Raw genomic sequence first — 14,878 nt, 5'->3', positions numbered from 1 at the left:
CCGGACTACTTATTCAAAATATTCCTTCATCCGTTCAAAGAAACTCTTTTCATTCTTACCCGGACTTGGCTTAAAGTTCGGCGAATCCTGTAGCTTTTCTAACAATTCGCGCTCTTCACGGCTTAATGCTTTTGGTGTCCAGATGTTTATGTGAACCAACTGGTCGCCGCGATGGTAGGAGTTTACTTCAGGAACGCCCTTTGATTTCAGACGCAATATTTTACCACCCTGAGTTCCCGGATCGATCTTGATCTTCGCTTTACCATCAATTGTCGGTACTTCAACGCTGGTACCTAAGGCTGCATCGACAAAATTGACATGCAGGTCGTAGATCACGTTGTTGCCGTCACGTTTTAAAGTTTCGTGCGGTATTTCTTCTATCAGGATGATCAAATCGCCAGGTACGCCGCCACGTGGAGCTGCATTGCCTTTGCCGCCCATACTCAGCTGCATACCTTCGCTTACACCTGCAGGTATGTTGATGCTGATGGTTTCTTCGCCGCGAACAACACCGTCACCATGACAAACTGTACATTTCGAGGTGATGGTAGTACCCTCACCGTTACACGTAGGACAGGTGCTGGTCGTTTGCATCTGACCCAAAATGGTGTTAGTTACCCTGCGCACAGCACCCTGGCCACCGCAGGTTTTACAGGTTTGTACCGATGAACGGTCCTTAGCTCCGGTTCCTTCACAGGTTTTACAAACGATCTGTTTATTTACTTTTATTTTCTTTTCAGCTCCGTTGGCAATTTCTTCAAGCGTCAATCTTACTTTAATGCGCAGGTTGCTGCCGCGTTGCACACGGCGACCACCGCCTTGTCTGCCACCACCTCCGAAAAAGCCTTCGAACGGGCTTCCACCACCGAATATATCGCCAAACTGGCTGAATATGTCCTCCATATTCATGCCACCGCCACCAAAGCCTCCGCCATTGGCTGATTGTGCATTCGCTGCATGGCCAAACTGGTCGTAACGGCGACGTTTTTCAGCGTTGCTTAATACCTCATAAGCTTCGGCCGCTTCTTTGAAGTTTTCTTCGGCTTGCTTATCGCCCGGATTTTTATCAGGGTGATATTTGATCGCCATTTTGCGGTATGCCTTTTTGATCTCTTCAGCATCGGCACCTTTAGCAACACCCAGAACGTCGTAATAATCTCTTTTTGACATCTATGTTAAATTAGCGAATTAGTGAATTAGTGAATTAGGATTTAAAGAGGCGAACTCCAAAATCGCTAATTCACTAATTCACTAATTCAATCATTAATTCCCAACTATAACTTTCGCGAAGCGGGCTACTTTATCATTTAAATAATAGCCTTTTTCCATTTCATCAACTACTTTACCCTTCAAATCATCTGAAGGAGCGGGTATGTTGGTGATCGCTTCATGAATCTCCGGATCAAATGGGGTGCCTATTGACTGCATTTCTGTCAATCCCTTTTGCGAAAGCACGTTTTTTAATTTATTCTGTATCAGTACAACGCCCTCTTTTACGGCGGCAACATCTGTCAAGTTCTCCATTGATCGGATGGCGCGATCAAAGTCGTCCAATACAGGTAACAGGGCAACAATTAGATCTTTGCCTTCTGACTTTCTGGCTTCTTCCCGTTCTTTGGCAGTACGACGGCGAAAATTATCAAATTCGGCATATAGGCGCAGATACCTGTCGTTGGCTACCGAAAGTTCCTGCTTGATCAATTCCTCGGGAGTAGGCTCAGTTTCGGCAGTCGCATTTCCTTCCTCGATTACCCCGTTCAGATGCTCTTCACCTTCTATGTGTTCGTTCTTTTTCTTCTTTAGCATATCATTAAAATTCATGATTCAATTCTGCAAATCAACTTTCCTGCCATTTGTAATTTCAGGACAGAGTGTCAGAACTGTTTGTTTTTTGAGGTAAATGTTGTCATTAAAAATTGCAGTGGCAGAAGCAGTGGCAGTCTTTTTATATTTTATGGTTAAACATGTCATTTAAAACACTCACAGCTGCATTATAAGATTCATTTCTATGCACTATAACTTCATATTCTCTTGCGATACACTCAAACAGACGTTCTTTAAACGTAATGAGCTAATGATGATACCCATCATAAAAGTTCGGATTGTTATAAGGATGAAATCTGCCATAGCTCTCCACCTTACTAAACTAATCAGAATCTAATAACTCAAAAAAGCCGCAGGAAACTAAGCCAAATTCATAATATGGATGCCCGTTTAATGCCTCATCATTCGGAGGACTAAACGAGAAAAAGGGAGATGAAATGAACCGCACCTCTATTCGATCATTGTTATAAGGACCGCCATAAAAGAATAAGCGAAGCTGATGATCGTCGGCCAAAAGTATAGGGCAAGGGGCTCCATAAGAAATTTTGAACGCGTTTTCAATTTCTATCAGTTTCATCCGGATATAAAAAACTGATTATGCAATTTGAACATCTTCCAGAACTTTTCCATTCTCACATTTAATGATACGGGAAGGGAAAGTGCGTATGATGTGATAGTCATGTGTAGCTATCAGAATGGCAGTACCTGATTGGCTGATCTGTTTTAACAGCAACACAATTTCTTCAGATGTATCCGGGTCGAGGTTACCGGTTGGCTCATCTGCAAGGATGATTTCCGGATCGTTGATCAGGGCACGGGCAATTACCACGCGCTGCTGCTCACCGCCAGATAGCTCATGAGGCATTTTTTTAAGTTTGGAGCGCAGACCGACTTTCTCCAGCACATCCAGTGTACGTTCGGCAATCAGTTTTTTGTCCTTCCAGCCGGTTGCCTGCATCACAAAGCGTAGATTGTCTTCCACAGAACGATCGGTCAGCAATTGAAAATCCTGGAATACAATACCCAGTTTTCTGCGTAGGTAAGGAACATCTTTTGAGGCTAGTTTTCTCAGATCGTAGCCACAGGCATGACCTTCGCCATCAGGAATATTCAAGTCACCATAAATAACTTTGAGCAAGCTGCTTTTTCCGGAGCCTGTCTGACCAATAAGCCATACGAAATCGCCTTTGTCCACATGTAAATTCACATTTGAAAGTACCAGGTGTTTTTGCTGAAAAATATCAACGTTACTGAGCTTTATAATTGAGTTTCCGATCATTTTATAGTTCCAGTTTTAAGATCTGTCCAAACGGCAGGTCCTTAATAATATTCATGATATAATCTGTCTTGTTACCTAAGCCCACCTTATCCAGCGACTTATCCGGCCTGTCAACCCTGAAATAAGCCAGCAGCGTAAACTGATCGTCGCGAAGCTGTACATAATCGGGTATTTTGGCAACGCCTTTAACTTTTATAATGTACATTTCTTTAGTCAATAGACCATGGTCAATAGTCAACGGTTTTTTCGACAGCTATGGACTATCGACCTACGACCAAAGGTATCGTTTATTTAAAGCTTTGTCAAGAAATCCATCGTATCTGCGCCGTCGGCATAATCCCACAAAGCTGGTTGCTGACTTTCACCGAAACCGACTACCTGATTAGCCGCTTTGATATCGGCAGTGCTGACAATGCATTGAATATTTTCGCTTTCACGTTTAAGAAGGGCTTCAACCGATGCAGTGTCTTTGTATTGCTCATAAAATATCACGGCCAGCGGCGACACCATGCGCTCATCTTCTTTCACCAATAAAAACCCATTGTCCAGATGCTTGTCTCTGTTTACCAGGTAGATAGATTTGTTATAATCGTAATTATTGTTGTATTTATGGTGGTTGATAATATTTTCATGTGGCTGTATCGCTTCAAAAAATGGCGTAAAATCATAACCCTCAGGCACCAGCAGTTTGGATACGTTACGGCAGCCTAAGCCGAAATAGTCAAATATATCATGGCCCAATTTATAAAGTTGCCCGGCTGTTTCGTTCCCGGTCAAAACGGCCACACTATTCCGGTTTTTGCGGATAATGTTCGGCACCTTGCTGAAATAAAATTCAAAATACCTGGAGGTGTTATTACTGCCCGTTGCAATCACCGCATCAAAATTCTTCAATCGTTCAACAAAACTGTATCGCGATTGAAATTCAGGCGCTATCGTCACCAGCATATTCAACACAAATTTGACCAGTCTTGCATCTTGTGTCGAAGCTTTGATGAGTGCGTGATTGCCGCTGATCAGCACACACAATACATCATGAAACCCCACCAATGGTATATTGCCGGCTAAGATCAAACCAACCTGTTTAGTCGGTCTTTCGTAGTCAATATCGTATTTATCAAGCCATTGGGTCAGGTCCTCCTTATTAAGCATCTTGCCTATGGATTTCACCGCGTGCTCTACGCTCTTGGGAGTAAACCAGGCATTGTAATGATATTCGTCTTTTATTATAGAATTTAATTGTTCGTCCGGGTAACTTAATTTCGCGCCTAACGTAGAAAATACACCTATTAAGTAGTTTTTATTTAATTTTGACATATAAATGGTGGGGGCATAAACCCCTAAACTGTTTTTTTGTTATATTTGCGTGCTTGTTTAGCAAGGCAAAGGTAAGTTTAGAATATAAGATATAAGAAACTATGGCGATTAAAATCACCGACGAGTGTATAAACTGTGGGGCTTGCGAACCGGAATGCCCAAACAACGCAATTTATGATGCCGGCGCTGCCTGGAGATTCTCAGACGGTACGGGTTTGAAAGGATTGATTGATTTTGGCGATGGCAATACACTAAATGCTGAAGAAACTCAGGCTGCATTGTCTGATGATATATATTACATTGTGCCTGATAAGTGCACCGAATGTGTTGGTTTTCACGACGAGCCACAGTGTGCCGCTGTATGCCCGGTTGACTGCTGCGTGGACGATGAAGATGTTCGCGAAACAAAAGAAGAGCTTTTGGCCAAAAAAGAATGGCTGCATATGAACGAATAAATTTGTTTAATGTTAATACGGTAGGGGAATGTGTGATTTTATACATTCCCCTATTTTTTTACTGAAAATTTTAACTATTGTTGCGTAAGATTTCCCTGACCCTAAATCTTAATTTTTGACAATGGAATATGGCATTTGTAATTTAGCTGTAATACCCCTCAGAGCCGAAGCAAGCGATAAAAGCGAGATGGTTTCCCAGGTACTTTTTGGCGAAACTTTCGAAATTTTAGAGTGGACGGAACGTTGGGTGAAGGTTATTACAACCAACGACAATTACGAAGGCTGGATCGGACGCCTGCAATTTGCCATGCTGGGCCATATTGCCTATAAAACCCTCAAAGAAAACCCTGCCCCAATTACTTACCGTGCCGTAACGCAAGCGTGGAAAAAACCTGATAACAGTGTGTTATACTTACCGATTGGCAGCTCACTGGTGTTCCTGAAAGGCACTACCTGCCAGATCAATAACGAGCAATTTGAAATAATAGGAGAGATTGGTGAAACTGCAACTTTAGATATGGTCGCAAAATCATTCCTCAACACGCCTTATTTATGGGGCGGACGTACACATTACGGTATAGATTGCTCAGGGTTTACACAGGCAGTATTCAAACTACGTGGTTATGAGCTGAAAAGAGACGCCTGGATGCAGGCCGAGCAGGGTAAAGCGGTCGACTTTTTGGCGGAGGCCAGGCTTGGAGATCTTGCCTTCTTTGACAATGCTGATGGGAAAATTACGCACGTAGGCATTATGCTGAATAATGAACAGATCATTCATGCATCTGGTCGTGTGAGGATAGACCGGATAGATAGCCAGGGTATTTATTCAGAAGAACAAAAGCGTTACACGCACAACCTGCGTATCGTAAAGCGCTTATATTGATCACGGGTTATTCAAAACTGAAATAATATTGCCTGCCGGATCGGTAAACCAGGCAATATCTGGTGCGCGACCGTCGCCGCGAACAATACCCTTTTTATCGGTCTTCATATCGCCGATATCATATTGCTCAAACTTTACACCTTTTGCAGTTAATTCATCTACAGTTTTTTCAAGATTGTCCACCGGAAAATTTAAAACAGTAAACGTAGCAGGCATGTGGTTGGGTTTTGGGTAGATCATCACCTTGGTCCCACCGGTGACATCCAATTCGAGCATTTTGAAACCGCCGCCCATTTCTACCGTATTAGCACTAAGGCCTAAAGTGCCTTGATAGAACTCTTTTGCCTTGTCGATGTCATTCACCGAAAAACTGCTAAATGCTTTTTTATCTATAAACATAAAAGGGTCGATTAATTGGTTTAAAATGTAAAAGTAGAAACACTTAATCAATCCCTAAGGTTTTAATCGCGGCAAATTAAGGGGTTGGATACGACATTTATTGCTGCGCTATCGATATCAGATTTCCACAGGTATCGTCAAATACTGCTATTGTAACCTTTCCCGCAGGTGTTGGCCGCATAGTGAATCTTACCCCTAATGCTTTTAGCCGCTCATATTCTTTGCTGATGTCGTCGGTTCCAAAAACAGTGGCTGGGATATTAGCTTTGAACAATATTTTCTGGTATTCTGCAGCGGCTGGTTTACCATCGATTTGTATCGATGGGTTCCAGTTGGGTTCCAGCAATATTTCAACATCCATGTTCCCTTCCGGAGAGATTACAGTCAGCCATTTTGCATCGCCCATGGGAAGTTCAGTTTTTTTAACGAACCCCAATTTTTCAGTATAGAATTTTAGTGCTTTATCCTGGTCATCAACCAGGATGCTTGTTACAATCACTTTCATAATATTTCTGCTTGTTTGTCGAAATAGTTAACAATCGAAGTGCCGATAATATAAGTCCAGCCTTTTTCAAAACTGTTTCTTGCAAAGTCTTTATTGTCAGTTGGGAAAGTTTCTAAGCCTTTGTGGGTTAGTTTCAATCTTGTTTTATCACCTTCGGGAAATAATTGCCATGTTACGAATGAATTGCCAGGGTAATCACGGTAACGCCAGCTGTATTGCAGCAACTTACCTGGTTCCACCTTGGTTATTTTACATAAATGAACGTAGGTCATCTCCTTGCTGCCGCCTTCAAACGTAAATTCAAAGCCTACTTCCGGTTCAAATTCGGCCAGATTAAAATACCATTCTTTCATTTGATCTTTGTCGGTAATGGCTTTCCAGACTCTGTCTGCTGATGCGTTTAGGATGCGTTCAATAACAAATGGTTCGTTTTTCATGTATTTGTCAGTTTGATTAATGTTAAATCTCTTTATTCCGGCTTCTGTTTTTCTAAATAACCTTTTAATGATGATTCCACTAAATGCACCCAGCCCTCAGCAAATTCTTCTTTTGTACCCAATTTATCAGCTGGGAAGGTTTCAATCCCCTCGTGGGTAAGCCTGACTTTTGTACTGCTCCCTTCCGGAAACAATTCAAATGTGACCAACGAGTCTCCCTCGAAACCCCCAAATCTCCAGGTGTATTGTAATACTCTTTCGTACTCCATCCTTGTTATTTTACATAGATGCAAAAGCTGTTCAGGCCCTCCTTTAAAACTAAACTCAAATCCTACCTCGGGTTTAAACTCTGCTAAATTCAAATACCATTGTTTCATCTGATCTTTGTCAGTTAGGGCTTTCCAAACTCTGTCCGCCGATGCGTTTAAGGTGCGCTCAATTACAACTGGTTCAGTTTTCATTGTTTATTATGTTTAATTGGTTTGTTTTTTGTTTCGTCAGGCATATCTTTTGCCAGGAAGTCTTCCAGGGCATCGAGTTTTTGATTCCAGAATGTGCGGTATTGCTCTACCCATTCAGAAACCTCATTTAACTTCTGCAATTTTGCTTCGCAGTAACGTTCGCGACCCCGTTGCTCTATAGTAACAAGTCCGCACTGGGTTAAGATTTTAATTTGTTTAGAAATAGCCGGCCGGCTGATATCAAAATGCTCGGCAACCGCATTCAGATTCATGGGTTGATTGGCGATCATATTGATGATAGCGCGCCGCGTTGGGTCTGCTATAGCCTGGAATACATCTCGTCTCATAATTATTTGTCTACTCGTAACCGATTGGTTACAAATATATGCGAAACCGATTGGTTACGCAAAAAATATTTAAATATTTTATTGGTGTGATGGTGCCCTAAGATCAGCTTGAATTCAATAATTTTAAAAAATATTTATGAGTGATCAGCAGCAAGCAAATAACCCCCTTCACGGGAAAACCCTGGAAATGATACTAAATGCATTGGTAGACAAGTATGGCTGGCCAGAATTGAGCTACCGTATCAGGATCAATTGTTTCCTGGATAACCCAAGCATCAGCTCCAGCTTAAAATTTCTTCGTAAAACTCCCTGGGCACGCAAAAAGGTAGAAGAGCTGTACATCAACAGCCGCTTAGATTAGCATATTATTTTATAAACGCCTAAATTGTCCTCACCAATTATAAGGAGTTATGGCTAATATCAATTCAAAAGGTATCGAAAAAAATACCTTCGATGCTATTGTAATAGGCTCGGGCATCAGTGGTGGATGGGCTGCTAAAGAGCTTTGCGATCATGGTTTAAAAACCCTGGTTCTTGAACGTGGGAAGAACGTGGTTCACTTGAAGGATTACCCGACAGCAACAAAAAATCCCTGGGACTTTCCGCACCGAACTTACGAGCCTCTGGCTGTAACTAAAGAAAATCCGATCGTATCCAGATGTTATGCTTTCAGCGAAACAAGTCAGCATTTTTTTGTGAAGGACAAGGAGCACCCTTATGTACAGGATAAACATTTTGATTGGATACGGGGTTACCAGGTGGGTGGTAAATCGTTGTTATGGGCAAGGCAAACACAGCGATGGAGCAAATACGATTTTGAAGGGCCGGGGCGTGATGGTTTTGCCGTGGATTGGCCTATCCGCTATCAAGATATTGCGCCCTGGTATAGTCATGTCGAACGTTTCGCCGGGATAGCGGGTAACAAGGATGGACTGGAAACATTGCCCGACGGCGAATTTCTGCCTGCATGGGAAATGAACGAAGTAGAAAAAGTGATGAGCAAACGAATTAACGCTCATTATAAGGACCGGAATGTGATTATTGGCCGGTGCGCACATTTAACCAAACCCAATGAGATACATCAACAACAAGGCCGCGGGCAATGCCAGGCGCGCAGTTTATGCGAAAGAGGATGTCCGTTTGGCGGATATTTCAGTTCGAATTCGTCTACAATTCCCTGGGCCGAAAAGACAGGTAACCTGACATTAAGGCCTGATTCAGTTGTGCACTCTATTATTTATGATCAAAAGAAGGGCAAGGCAACCGGCGTGCGTGTGATTGATGCACATACCAAAGAAGCAACCCAATATTATGCTAAGATCATCTTCGTGAATGCGGCTACCATGAATACCAACCTGGTTCTGTTGAACTCGACCTCATCGCGTTTCCCCAATGGTTTAGGTAATGATAATGGTTTGTTGGGCAAATTTATTGCCTTTCATAACTACAGGGGAACATTGACAGCCTCAATGGATGGCTATCTTGATTCTTACTATTATGGCCGCAGACCAACTGCCATTATGATGCCAAATTTTAGGAATGTGTATAAGCAGGAGATGGATTTTTTGCGCGGATACATGACCTTCTATTCGGTAATGCGTGCAGGATGGGGGCATTCAACTGACGGCCCGCAGATTGGCAGCGGTTATAAAGAAGCAGTATCGGAAGCTGGTCCGTGGGGAGTATATATGCAAATGCAGGGCGAGACCATTCCGAAAGAAACCAACCATGTAAGCCTGAGTAAGGACGAGAAGGACGCCTGGGGAATTCCATTACTCAAAACGTCAGTAGCTTATGATGACAACGATCTAAAAAGCATGAAGGATTTTATGGCACAGGGGGCAGAAATGCTAAATATAGCCGGATGCAAAAACATCCATACACACGACACTAATCAGGCCCCGGGATTGGATATTCACGAAATGGGTGGAGTGCGCATGGGTAAAGATCCTAAAACATCCTTATTGAATAAATGGAATCAGATGCATGCTTGTCCGAATGTGTTTGTTACGGATGGCTCGTGTATGGTTTCCACAAGTACGCAAAATCCTTCGCTCACCTTTATGGCCATAACGGCCCGTGCAGCTAACCATGCTGTGGAGGAACTGAAGAAGGGGAATATTGGGTAGAGATGAGTTGATCAGAGATTAAAGATTAGTTGCATTTGGTGAAAATCTAATCTCTGATCAACTAATCTCTAATCTTTAACTAAACCTTTTTCGGAGGTAAATCAAATGCCTGTGCGTCGTGCTCAAAATGGCCTTTGTGTGAACCATCGCAGAAAGGCTTGTTGGCGGATAATCCGCAGCGGCAGATAGAGACGATAGTGCGGCCCTGCAAGCCGTATTGATTGCCTTGCGCGTCAACAATTTCAAAGTCGCCGTCAATTTTTACTGATCCGTTGCTGTTTATGGTAAGTTTTGTTGATGCCATGTTGGTTTTATTTGCCGCAAAAGTAACAATCCGCTTCAAATTAAATTATCAATTCTTATTTTGAGCTGAAATCAATATATATATCTACATCAAATCATGGAAAAGCTGCTATTTGTAATACTGGTTTTATCGGCTGGACTTTGCTGTATAATCCGCTTAAACATGAAAAAGAGCGGACAATCGAATTGCCGCTCTATTATACAGGTATAAAGCATGTAACAAAGATCAGTCTGAAGAAAGATTCACCGAAAACTTACACATTGGATCAAAATTCCAAAGTTAAACTAAAGCTGAAAATCCCTGCTGAAGGTTATACGTGGGTACTGATTGAATAAATGCACCATCGGTGCAAAATGTTGGGAAATAATAAATGACAAGCCATTTAGCATGCCGTAGGTATGCGATATTGTTCCGTACCCACGGCACTTGATTTACGCTATGATTTTTTTCACCAACATTTGACCCTATGGAGTGGCTACAGTTCTTGATTTTTGAATAACCTACAACCCGCTATCGTCCAATGCAAAAGTCGATTTCCGGTCTTTCCATTTTCCTTTGGTAAAATCCGGGAATTCTTGAGGCTGATTGCCTGTTGCTATCGATTTTTCAGAAAGTGGTGTGATCACGCTCATCGTTACCGAATCATATACATCAATAGGAGTAGGACCTTTTCTTTTTACTGCTTCTACAAATGCGTTGAATACGAAATAATCCATCCCACCGTGACCTGCGCCGGATGCTTTGTCTGCATATTTTGCCCAAAGCGGGTGGTCGTATTGTTCAAACCATTTCTTTGATGGATCCCATTCGTCGTCTTTGCTCTTATAATTGATATAAACCGATTCATTGAGGTCCATCCAGATGCCTTCGGTACCCTGCACCCTGAATCCTAATGAATAAGGGCGGGGTAAGTGGCAGTCATGGGTCAGCAAAATGGTTTCGCCATTTGCGCAATTGATCATCGTGGTAGTAACGTCTCCGTTTTTAAAATTGATCTTCGCATTTGGGTGACCAGGAGATGTTTCTTCGATATAAGTATTCAATCCTTTGGATTTTGACGAGAACGAAACCAGATTGGTAAAACGGTTACCATAATTTATGTTTGCGTAATGCATTAGCGGTCCGGCGCCGTGGGTAGGGTAGATATCCGCATTGCGGTCAATATTAAACTGTGTGCGCCATTGAGCTTCGCTTAATGCATTCGGACCGTACTCTACGCCATGCCCATAAAAGTGCTTGCCGTCATTAAATAATACCCCGCGCAGGTTATGCTGATAACCACCCTGCAAGTGGATGATTTCGCCAAATAATCCTTTGCGAACCATATTTAATGCAGCCAGCACATCGCGGCGGTAGCAAACATTCTCCAGGGTCATATAAGGTACGCCGGTCTGTTCCGAGGTTTTTACAATGTCCCAGTGATCATCAACAGATAAACCTGCCACTACTTCGCAGCCAACATATTTTCCGGCCTTCATAGCATCAATAGCCTGTGAGTGATGGAACTGCCAGGGAGTGGCGATGATCACGGCATCGATATCTTTGCGGTCCAGCAGTTTTTTATAAGCATCCAAACCCCCAGTATATTCGGAAGGTAACTTTTTGCCTGCCTTTTTAAATTGCTCCCGGCAGTATTGTAAGGAGCTTTCCTGTGTATCACAGATGGCAACAATTTCGACGTCATCCCTTAGTAAACCTTCCTGGATATGATTCCTGCCTCGAAGCCCAACGCCGATATAGCCTAATCGTACTTTGGTAGTGTCAGCAAAAAGTGAACCTGCGGGAAGTATGGTTAGCCCGGCAGTTGCTAATGCGCTTTGTTTGATAAAATCTCTGCGATCCATAATTTATAGTTTGGTAAATAATTGTTCAATGATTATTCTAACGTGTTTTCGCCTGATACGGAAGCTGCTTCGGTTTGATGCAGGTCGAATATCAGCACTTCATTTTTTCCTTTCTTCAGCCAGGGGGCCGGGCAGTACAATCTTTTCTGCGGACCAATATCCCAGTAACGTCCCAGGTTATGACCATTTACCCATATTGCACCTTTCTTGTATTTACTCAGGTCGATGTAAGTATCGGATGTCTTATCCAGGGTAAAGCTGCCTTTAAAAAATGCACCGTTCTTATCAGGGGTAATAGAAGCCGGTTTTAGAGTTGAAATATATTGATTATCAAATGGCAGCTTGTAAATATCCCAATCCATCAGTGTCATGCCGTTTAAGGTTACCCGTTCAGTAATACCTTTTCGGTCGATCATATACTGTGCGAAGTTGATATGGCCCATTGCCTCTACAAAAATCTCCAGAACAGGATCTTTTACATCTGATTTAGGCAGATTGATACTCCATTTGCCGCTGTCGCGTTCTACCTTACCCACATATTTGCCATTCAGAAATACGGTGGCATAATCATGCGGTTCGGTGATGGTCAGTTTGCCACTTTTGTGGCCGATCAGCTTGGTTTTGTATAAAATATATCCTGATGACTGATCCAACGCCTCCATTGGCTTTGGCTGGGCCGATTTTACCGGGATAGGTAAATTTGCCCAAACAGTAGAGTAAGTCTGCATTTTTATCTCAGGAATAGCAATCGTTTCTACCGGCTTTGGCACCTCTGGTATTTTGTATTTTACATATTTTGAAATCAGTCTGCGCAAAGCAAAATACTTCGGCGTCGGTCGTCCTTGTTCATTAATCGGCGCATCATAATCATAGCTGGTTACATCCGGTTGAAATTGGGTGGCGGTAAATGCGTTTGCCCCGGCAGTAAAGCCAAAGTTTGTGCCCCCGTGAACCACATACAGATTGAAAGAACGTTTGGTGTCTAACAAGAACTTAACTTCTTTTAGTAAATCTGCTGTATCCGGCTTAGCCCATTTTTCGCCCCAGTGAGTTAACCATCCCGGGTAGGTTTCGCTGCTAAAAGCCGGCACATTGGGATTATGTTTTTTGGCCTCATCAAAATCAGCTTCGCTGCTACCGCTATCCAGGCCGATGACTGCACCATACACATTTCCGGCTTCCAGCATAAATGCTGTTGGCCCATCGGCGGTATAGAACGGTACATTAATTCCGTTATTGATCCAGATTTTGCGCACAGTTTCCATATAGGTTTTGTCATTGCCATAACTGCCATATTCATTTTCAACCTGCACCATTAATATTGGTCCGCCATTGGTACACAGAAGTGGCTTGGCAATGGTGGCCACATGCGTCATATACCTTTCGGCAGCGGCCATATAATGAGGATCCATGCAGCGGATTTTTATGTCCGGGATCTTCAACAAGTAAGACGGTATACCACCAAAATCCCATTCGGCACATACATAAGGGCCGGGACGAAGGATCACCCACATGCCTTCCTGCTGACAAATTTTGATGAATTCACCGATGTCATGATTGTCAGTTTTAAAATCAAATACGCCAGGTTTGCTTTCGTGATAGTTCCAGAACACATAAGCTGCTATGGTATTGCATCCCATTGCCCTGGCCATTTGGATGCGGTTGCGCCAGTAAACTCTGGGTATCCGGGCAGGGTGCATTTCGCCACTGATAATCTGAAAGGGTTTCCCGTTTAATAAAAATTCGGTTTTACTTAATGAAAAGGTGTTTTTCGGGGACTGCGCCGATGCTGAAATGCCCGTAAACAATAAGAAAAGCATGAAAAGGACGGTCGGGTATAAGCCTTTTATTTTTTTCATAGAGATGGATAAAATAAATTTAAAAAAGTTCAGTTCAGACCTATTAAATGTTCGGAACTATCGCTAGCGAAAATATTGAAAATATATTTATGTGTGCGCACACATTTTATAACTTTACAAAGTTATTTTTGTCCCGGTTTTAGTCAATGGTTGAAAATAGTCTATACATTACACGACTGCCGGGTGTTAATCAAAATACGCCTGTTGGGAGTATTGTCGCCTTGCTCGAAAAAGAAAGAGGTCATCTTATAAATATTCAACCCTGGCCTGAATACCCAGAATATTACGATCTGCCGAAGGTTTCTTTCAAGATAGCTCATGGCAATGATTGCATATGCATCAAATATGATGTGGAAGAACATGAAGTGCTGGCCCGTTACCGCAACACCAACGACCCGGTTTATAAGGATAGTTGTGTGGAATTCTTTATAGCTTTTGATGATGGAAATTCATATTACAATCTTGAGTTTAACCGGCTTGGGACGTGTCTGGGAGGATTTGGTATACCGGGAAAAACAAGAGCCTCATTGCCTGCGGAATTGCTGGAAACAATTAGGCATGAACGATCTATATTTCAAAAAAAGGGTGGTCCAGAACCAACCATTAACTGGACATTGATGCTGGTAATACCCATACAGGTATTTTGTTTTCATCAGTTTAATACGCTTAATGGGGAAAAATGCCGCGTGAATTTTTATAAATGCGGCGATGATCTTACCCAGCCACATTACCTGGCCTGGAGAAATATTGTAACCCCAAAACCTGATTTTCATCAGCCTGATTTTTTTGGCGACGCCGCATTTGCATGAGATTGGGATAAGCTCTGATAAAGCAT

The 14,878-nt window shown here is 42.6% G+C and carries 19 protein-coding genes; 5 read left to right on the top strand and 14 right to left on the bottom strand.

Annotated elements, in window-relative coordinates; genetic code table 11:
- Positions 1-9: 9 nt before the first annotated feature.
- From dnaJ to Q3A68_RS08875, 6 genes are all read right to left on the bottom strand, one after another.
- Positions 10-1,170, bottom strand: coding sequence for a molecular chaperone DnaJ (gene dnaJ / locus Q3A68_RS08900; RefSeq protein WP_302900717.1), 1,161 nt, complete (start codon positions 1,168-1,170; stop codon positions 10-12).
- A gap of 93 nt (positions 1,171-1,263) precedes the next feature.
- Positions 1,264-1,806: a nucleotide exchange factor GrpE gene (locus Q3A68_RS08895; protein ID WP_302900716.1), complete on the bottom strand. Its 543-nt coding sequence runs from the start codon at positions 1,804-1,806 to the stop codon at positions 1,264-1,266.
- A 340-nt stretch (positions 1,807-2,146) separates the two neighbouring features.
- Positions 2,147-2,401, bottom strand: coding sequence for a hypothetical protein (locus Q3A68_RS08890; protein WP_302900715.1), 255 nt, complete (start codon positions 2,399-2,401; stop codon positions 2,147-2,149).
- Positions 2,402-2,419: 18 nt separating this feature from the next.
- Positions 2,420-3,103, bottom strand: a complete 684-nt coding sequence (locus Q3A68_RS08885) for a cell division ATP-binding protein FtsE (protein ID WP_302900714.1) — start codon at positions 3,101-3,103, stop codon at positions 2,420-2,422.
- A 1-nt stretch (position 3,104) separates the two neighbouring features.
- On the bottom strand, positions 3,105-3,308 hold the full coding sequence (locus Q3A68_RS08880) for a fructose-6-phosphate aldolase (RefSeq protein WP_302900713.1): 204 nt from the start codon (positions 3,306-3,308) through the stop codon (positions 3,105-3,107).
- Positions 3,309-3,394: 86 nt separating this feature from the next.
- On the bottom strand, positions 3,395-4,420 hold the full coding sequence (locus Q3A68_RS08875) for an acyl-CoA reductase (protein ID WP_302900712.1): 1,026 nt from the start codon (positions 4,418-4,420) through the stop codon (positions 3,395-3,397).
- Between the two features lie 101 nt (positions 4,421-4,521).
- On the opposite strand from Q3A68_RS08875, the gene Q3A68_RS08870 reads away from it, so the two are divergent.
- Both Q3A68_RS08870 and Q3A68_RS08865 read left to right on the top strand, forming a co-directional pair.
- Complete coding sequence (locus Q3A68_RS08870; RefSeq protein WP_302900711.1) at positions 4,522-4,875, top strand: 4Fe-4S dicluster domain-containing protein; 354 nt, start codon at positions 4,522-4,524, stop codon at positions 4,873-4,875.
- A gap of 121 nt (positions 4,876-4,996) precedes the next feature.
- A complete protein-coding gene (locus Q3A68_RS08865; RefSeq protein ID WP_302900710.1) occupies positions 4,997-5,758 on the top strand; it encodes a C40 family peptidase in 762 nt (253 codons plus the stop codon).
- Here Q3A68_RS08865 and Q3A68_RS08860 read toward each other — a convergent pair whose 3' ends face one another.
- The 5 genes from Q3A68_RS08860 to Q3A68_RS08840 all read right to left on the bottom strand — a co-directional run bounded on the left by Q3A68_RS08860 (position 5,759) and on the right by Q3A68_RS08840 (position 7,907).
- Positions 5,759-6,157 (bottom strand): VOC family protein, encoded by a 399-nt coding sequence (locus Q3A68_RS08860; protein WP_302900709.1) that lies wholly within the window; start codon positions 6,155-6,157, stop codon positions 5,759-5,761.
- Between the two features lie 97 nt (positions 6,158-6,254).
- Positions 6,255-6,662, bottom strand: coding sequence for a VOC family protein (locus Q3A68_RS08855; protein ID WP_302900708.1), 408 nt, complete (start codon positions 6,660-6,662; stop codon positions 6,255-6,257).
- Positions 6,659-7,099, bottom strand: coding sequence for an SRPBCC family protein (locus Q3A68_RS08850; protein WP_302900707.1), 441 nt, complete (start codon positions 7,097-7,099; stop codon positions 6,659-6,661). The genes Q3A68_RS08855 and Q3A68_RS08850 overlap by 4 nt, the downstream gene beginning before the upstream one ends.
- Before the next feature lie 32 nt (positions 7,100-7,131).
- Positions 7,132-7,560, bottom strand: coding sequence for an SRPBCC family protein (locus Q3A68_RS08845; RefSeq protein WP_302900706.1), 429 nt, complete (start codon positions 7,558-7,560; stop codon positions 7,132-7,134).
- Positions 7,557-7,907: an ArsR/SmtB family transcription factor gene (locus tag Q3A68_RS08840; protein WP_302900705.1), complete on the bottom strand. Its 351-nt coding sequence runs from the start codon at positions 7,905-7,907 to the stop codon at positions 7,557-7,559. Before Q3A68_RS08840 ends, Q3A68_RS08845 begins: the two co-directional genes overlap by 4 nt.
- A 136-nt stretch (positions 7,908-8,043) precedes the next feature.
- Between Q3A68_RS08840 and Q3A68_RS08835 the strand changes: the two genes are divergently transcribed.
- Both Q3A68_RS08835 and Q3A68_RS08830 read left to right on the top strand, forming a co-directional pair.
- Complete coding sequence (locus tag Q3A68_RS08835) at positions 8,044-8,268, top strand: VF530 family protein (protein WP_302900704.1); 225 nt, start codon at positions 8,044-8,046, stop codon at positions 8,266-8,268.
- A 49-nt stretch (positions 8,269-8,317) separates the two neighbouring features.
- Positions 8,318-10,036, top strand: coding sequence for a GMC oxidoreductase (locus Q3A68_RS08830; RefSeq protein WP_302900703.1), 1,719 nt, complete (start codon positions 8,318-8,320; stop codon positions 10,034-10,036).
- A 79-nt stretch (positions 10,037-10,115) separates the two neighbouring features.
- Here the strand turns inward: Q3A68_RS08830 and Q3A68_RS08825 are convergent, their stop codons facing one another.
- The 3 genes from Q3A68_RS08825 to Q3A68_RS08815 all read right to left on the bottom strand — a co-directional run bounded on the left by Q3A68_RS08825 (position 10,116) and on the right by Q3A68_RS08815 (position 14,043).
- Positions 10,116-10,340 (bottom strand): CDGSH iron-sulfur domain-containing protein, encoded by a 225-nt coding sequence (locus Q3A68_RS08825; protein WP_302900702.1) that lies wholly within the window; start codon positions 10,338-10,340, stop codon positions 10,116-10,118.
- A gap of 500 nt (positions 10,341-10,840) precedes the next feature.
- Entirely contained in the window at positions 10,841-12,184 is a 1,344-nt protein-coding gene (locus Q3A68_RS08820) for a Gfo/Idh/MocA family protein (protein WP_302900701.1), read from the bottom strand.
- A gap of 32 nt (positions 12,185-12,216) precedes the next feature.
- Positions 12,217-14,043, bottom strand: a complete 1,827-nt coding sequence (locus Q3A68_RS08815; protein ID WP_302900700.1) for a glycoside hydrolase family 35 protein — start codon at positions 14,041-14,043, stop codon at positions 12,217-12,219.
- Positions 14,044-14,189: 146 nt separating this feature from the next.
- On the opposite strand from Q3A68_RS08815, the gene Q3A68_RS08810 reads away from it, so the two are divergent.
- Positions 14,190-14,852, top strand: coding sequence for a carbohydrate-binding family 9-like protein (locus Q3A68_RS08810; RefSeq protein ID WP_302900699.1), 663 nt, complete (start codon positions 14,190-14,192; stop codon positions 14,850-14,852).
- Positions 14,853-14,878 lie beyond the last annotated feature (26 nt).

Origin of the sequence: Mucilaginibacter tolerans, from assembly GCF_030519375.1 — a bacterium.
Taxonomy (GTDB): domain Bacteria; phylum Bacteroidota; class Bacteroidia; order Sphingobacteriales; family Sphingobacteriaceae; genus Mucilaginibacter.
Note: the sequence above shows the minus strand (reverse complement) of the source record. Positions and strands in the feature narration are given on the sequence as shown.

Excerpts from the sequence above, each read along its gene's own strand:
- Q3A68_RS08860 (WP_302900709.1), bottom strand. The coding sequence starts at position 6,157 with ATGTTTATAGATAAAAAAGCATTTAGCAGTTTTTCGGTGAATGACATC.
- Q3A68_RS08810 (WP_302900699.1), top strand. The coding sequence starts at position 14,190 with ATGGTTGAAAATAGTCTATACATTACACGACTGCCGGGTGTTAATCAA.
- dnaJ (WP_302900717.1), bottom strand. The coding sequence starts at position 1,170 with ATGTCAAAAAGAGATTATTACGACGTTCTGGGTGTTGCTAAAGGTGCC.
- Q3A68_RS08870 (WP_302900711.1), top strand. The coding sequence starts at position 4,522 with ATGGCGATTAAAATCACCGACGAGTGTATAAACTGTGGGGCTTGCGAA.
- Q3A68_RS08815 (WP_302900700.1), bottom strand. The coding sequence starts at position 14,043 with ATGAAAAAAATAAAAGGCTTATACCCGACCGTCCTTTTCATGCTTTTC.
- Q3A68_RS08875 (WP_302900712.1), bottom strand. The coding sequence starts at position 4,420 with ATGTCAAAATTAAATAAAAACTACTTAATAGGTGTATTTTCTACGTTA.
- Q3A68_RS08845 (WP_302900706.1), bottom strand. The coding sequence starts at position 7,560 with ATGAAAACTGAACCAGTTGTAATTGAGCGCACCTTAAACGCATCGGCG.
- Q3A68_RS08835 (WP_302900704.1), top strand. The coding sequence starts at position 8,044 with ATGAGTGATCAGCAGCAAGCAAATAACCCCCTTCACGGGAAAACCCTG.
- Q3A68_RS08825 (WP_302900702.1), bottom strand. The coding sequence starts at position 10,340 with ATGGCATCAACAAAACTTACCATAAACAGCAACGGATCAGTAAAAATT.
- Q3A68_RS08890 (WP_302900715.1), bottom strand. The coding sequence starts at position 2,401 with ATGAAACTGATAGAAATTGAAAACGCGTTCAAAATTTCTTATGGAGCC.
- Q3A68_RS08850 (WP_302900707.1), bottom strand. The coding sequence starts at position 7,099 with ATGAAAAACGAACCATTTGTTATTGAACGCATCCTAAACGCATCAGCA.
- Q3A68_RS08820 (WP_302900701.1), bottom strand. The coding sequence starts at position 12,184 with ATGGATCGCAGAGATTTTATCAAACAAAGCGCATTAGCAACTGCCGGG.
- Q3A68_RS08865 (WP_302900710.1), top strand. The coding sequence starts at position 4,997 with ATGGAATATGGCATTTGTAATTTAGCTGTAATACCCCTCAGAGCCGAA.
- Q3A68_RS08830 (WP_302900703.1), top strand. The coding sequence starts at position 8,318 with ATGGCTAATATCAATTCAAAAGGTATCGAAAAAAATACCTTCGATGCT.
- Q3A68_RS08840 (WP_302900705.1), bottom strand. The coding sequence starts at position 7,907 with ATGAGACGAGATGTATTCCAGGCTATAGCAGACCCAACGCGGCGCGCT.
- Q3A68_RS08855 (WP_302900708.1), bottom strand. The coding sequence starts at position 6,662 with ATGAAAGTGATTGTAACAAGCATCCTGGTTGATGACCAGGATAAAGCA.
- Q3A68_RS08895 (WP_302900716.1), bottom strand. The coding sequence starts at position 1,806 with ATGCTAAAGAAGAAAAAGAACGAACACATAGAAGGTGAAGAGCATCTG.
- Q3A68_RS08880 (WP_302900713.1), bottom strand. The coding sequence starts at position 3,308 with ATGTACATTATAAAAGTTAAAGGCGTTGCCAAAATACCCGATTATGTA.
- Q3A68_RS08885 (WP_302900714.1), bottom strand. The coding sequence starts at position 3,103 with ATGATCGGAAACTCAATTATAAAGCTCAGTAACGTTGATATTTTTCAG.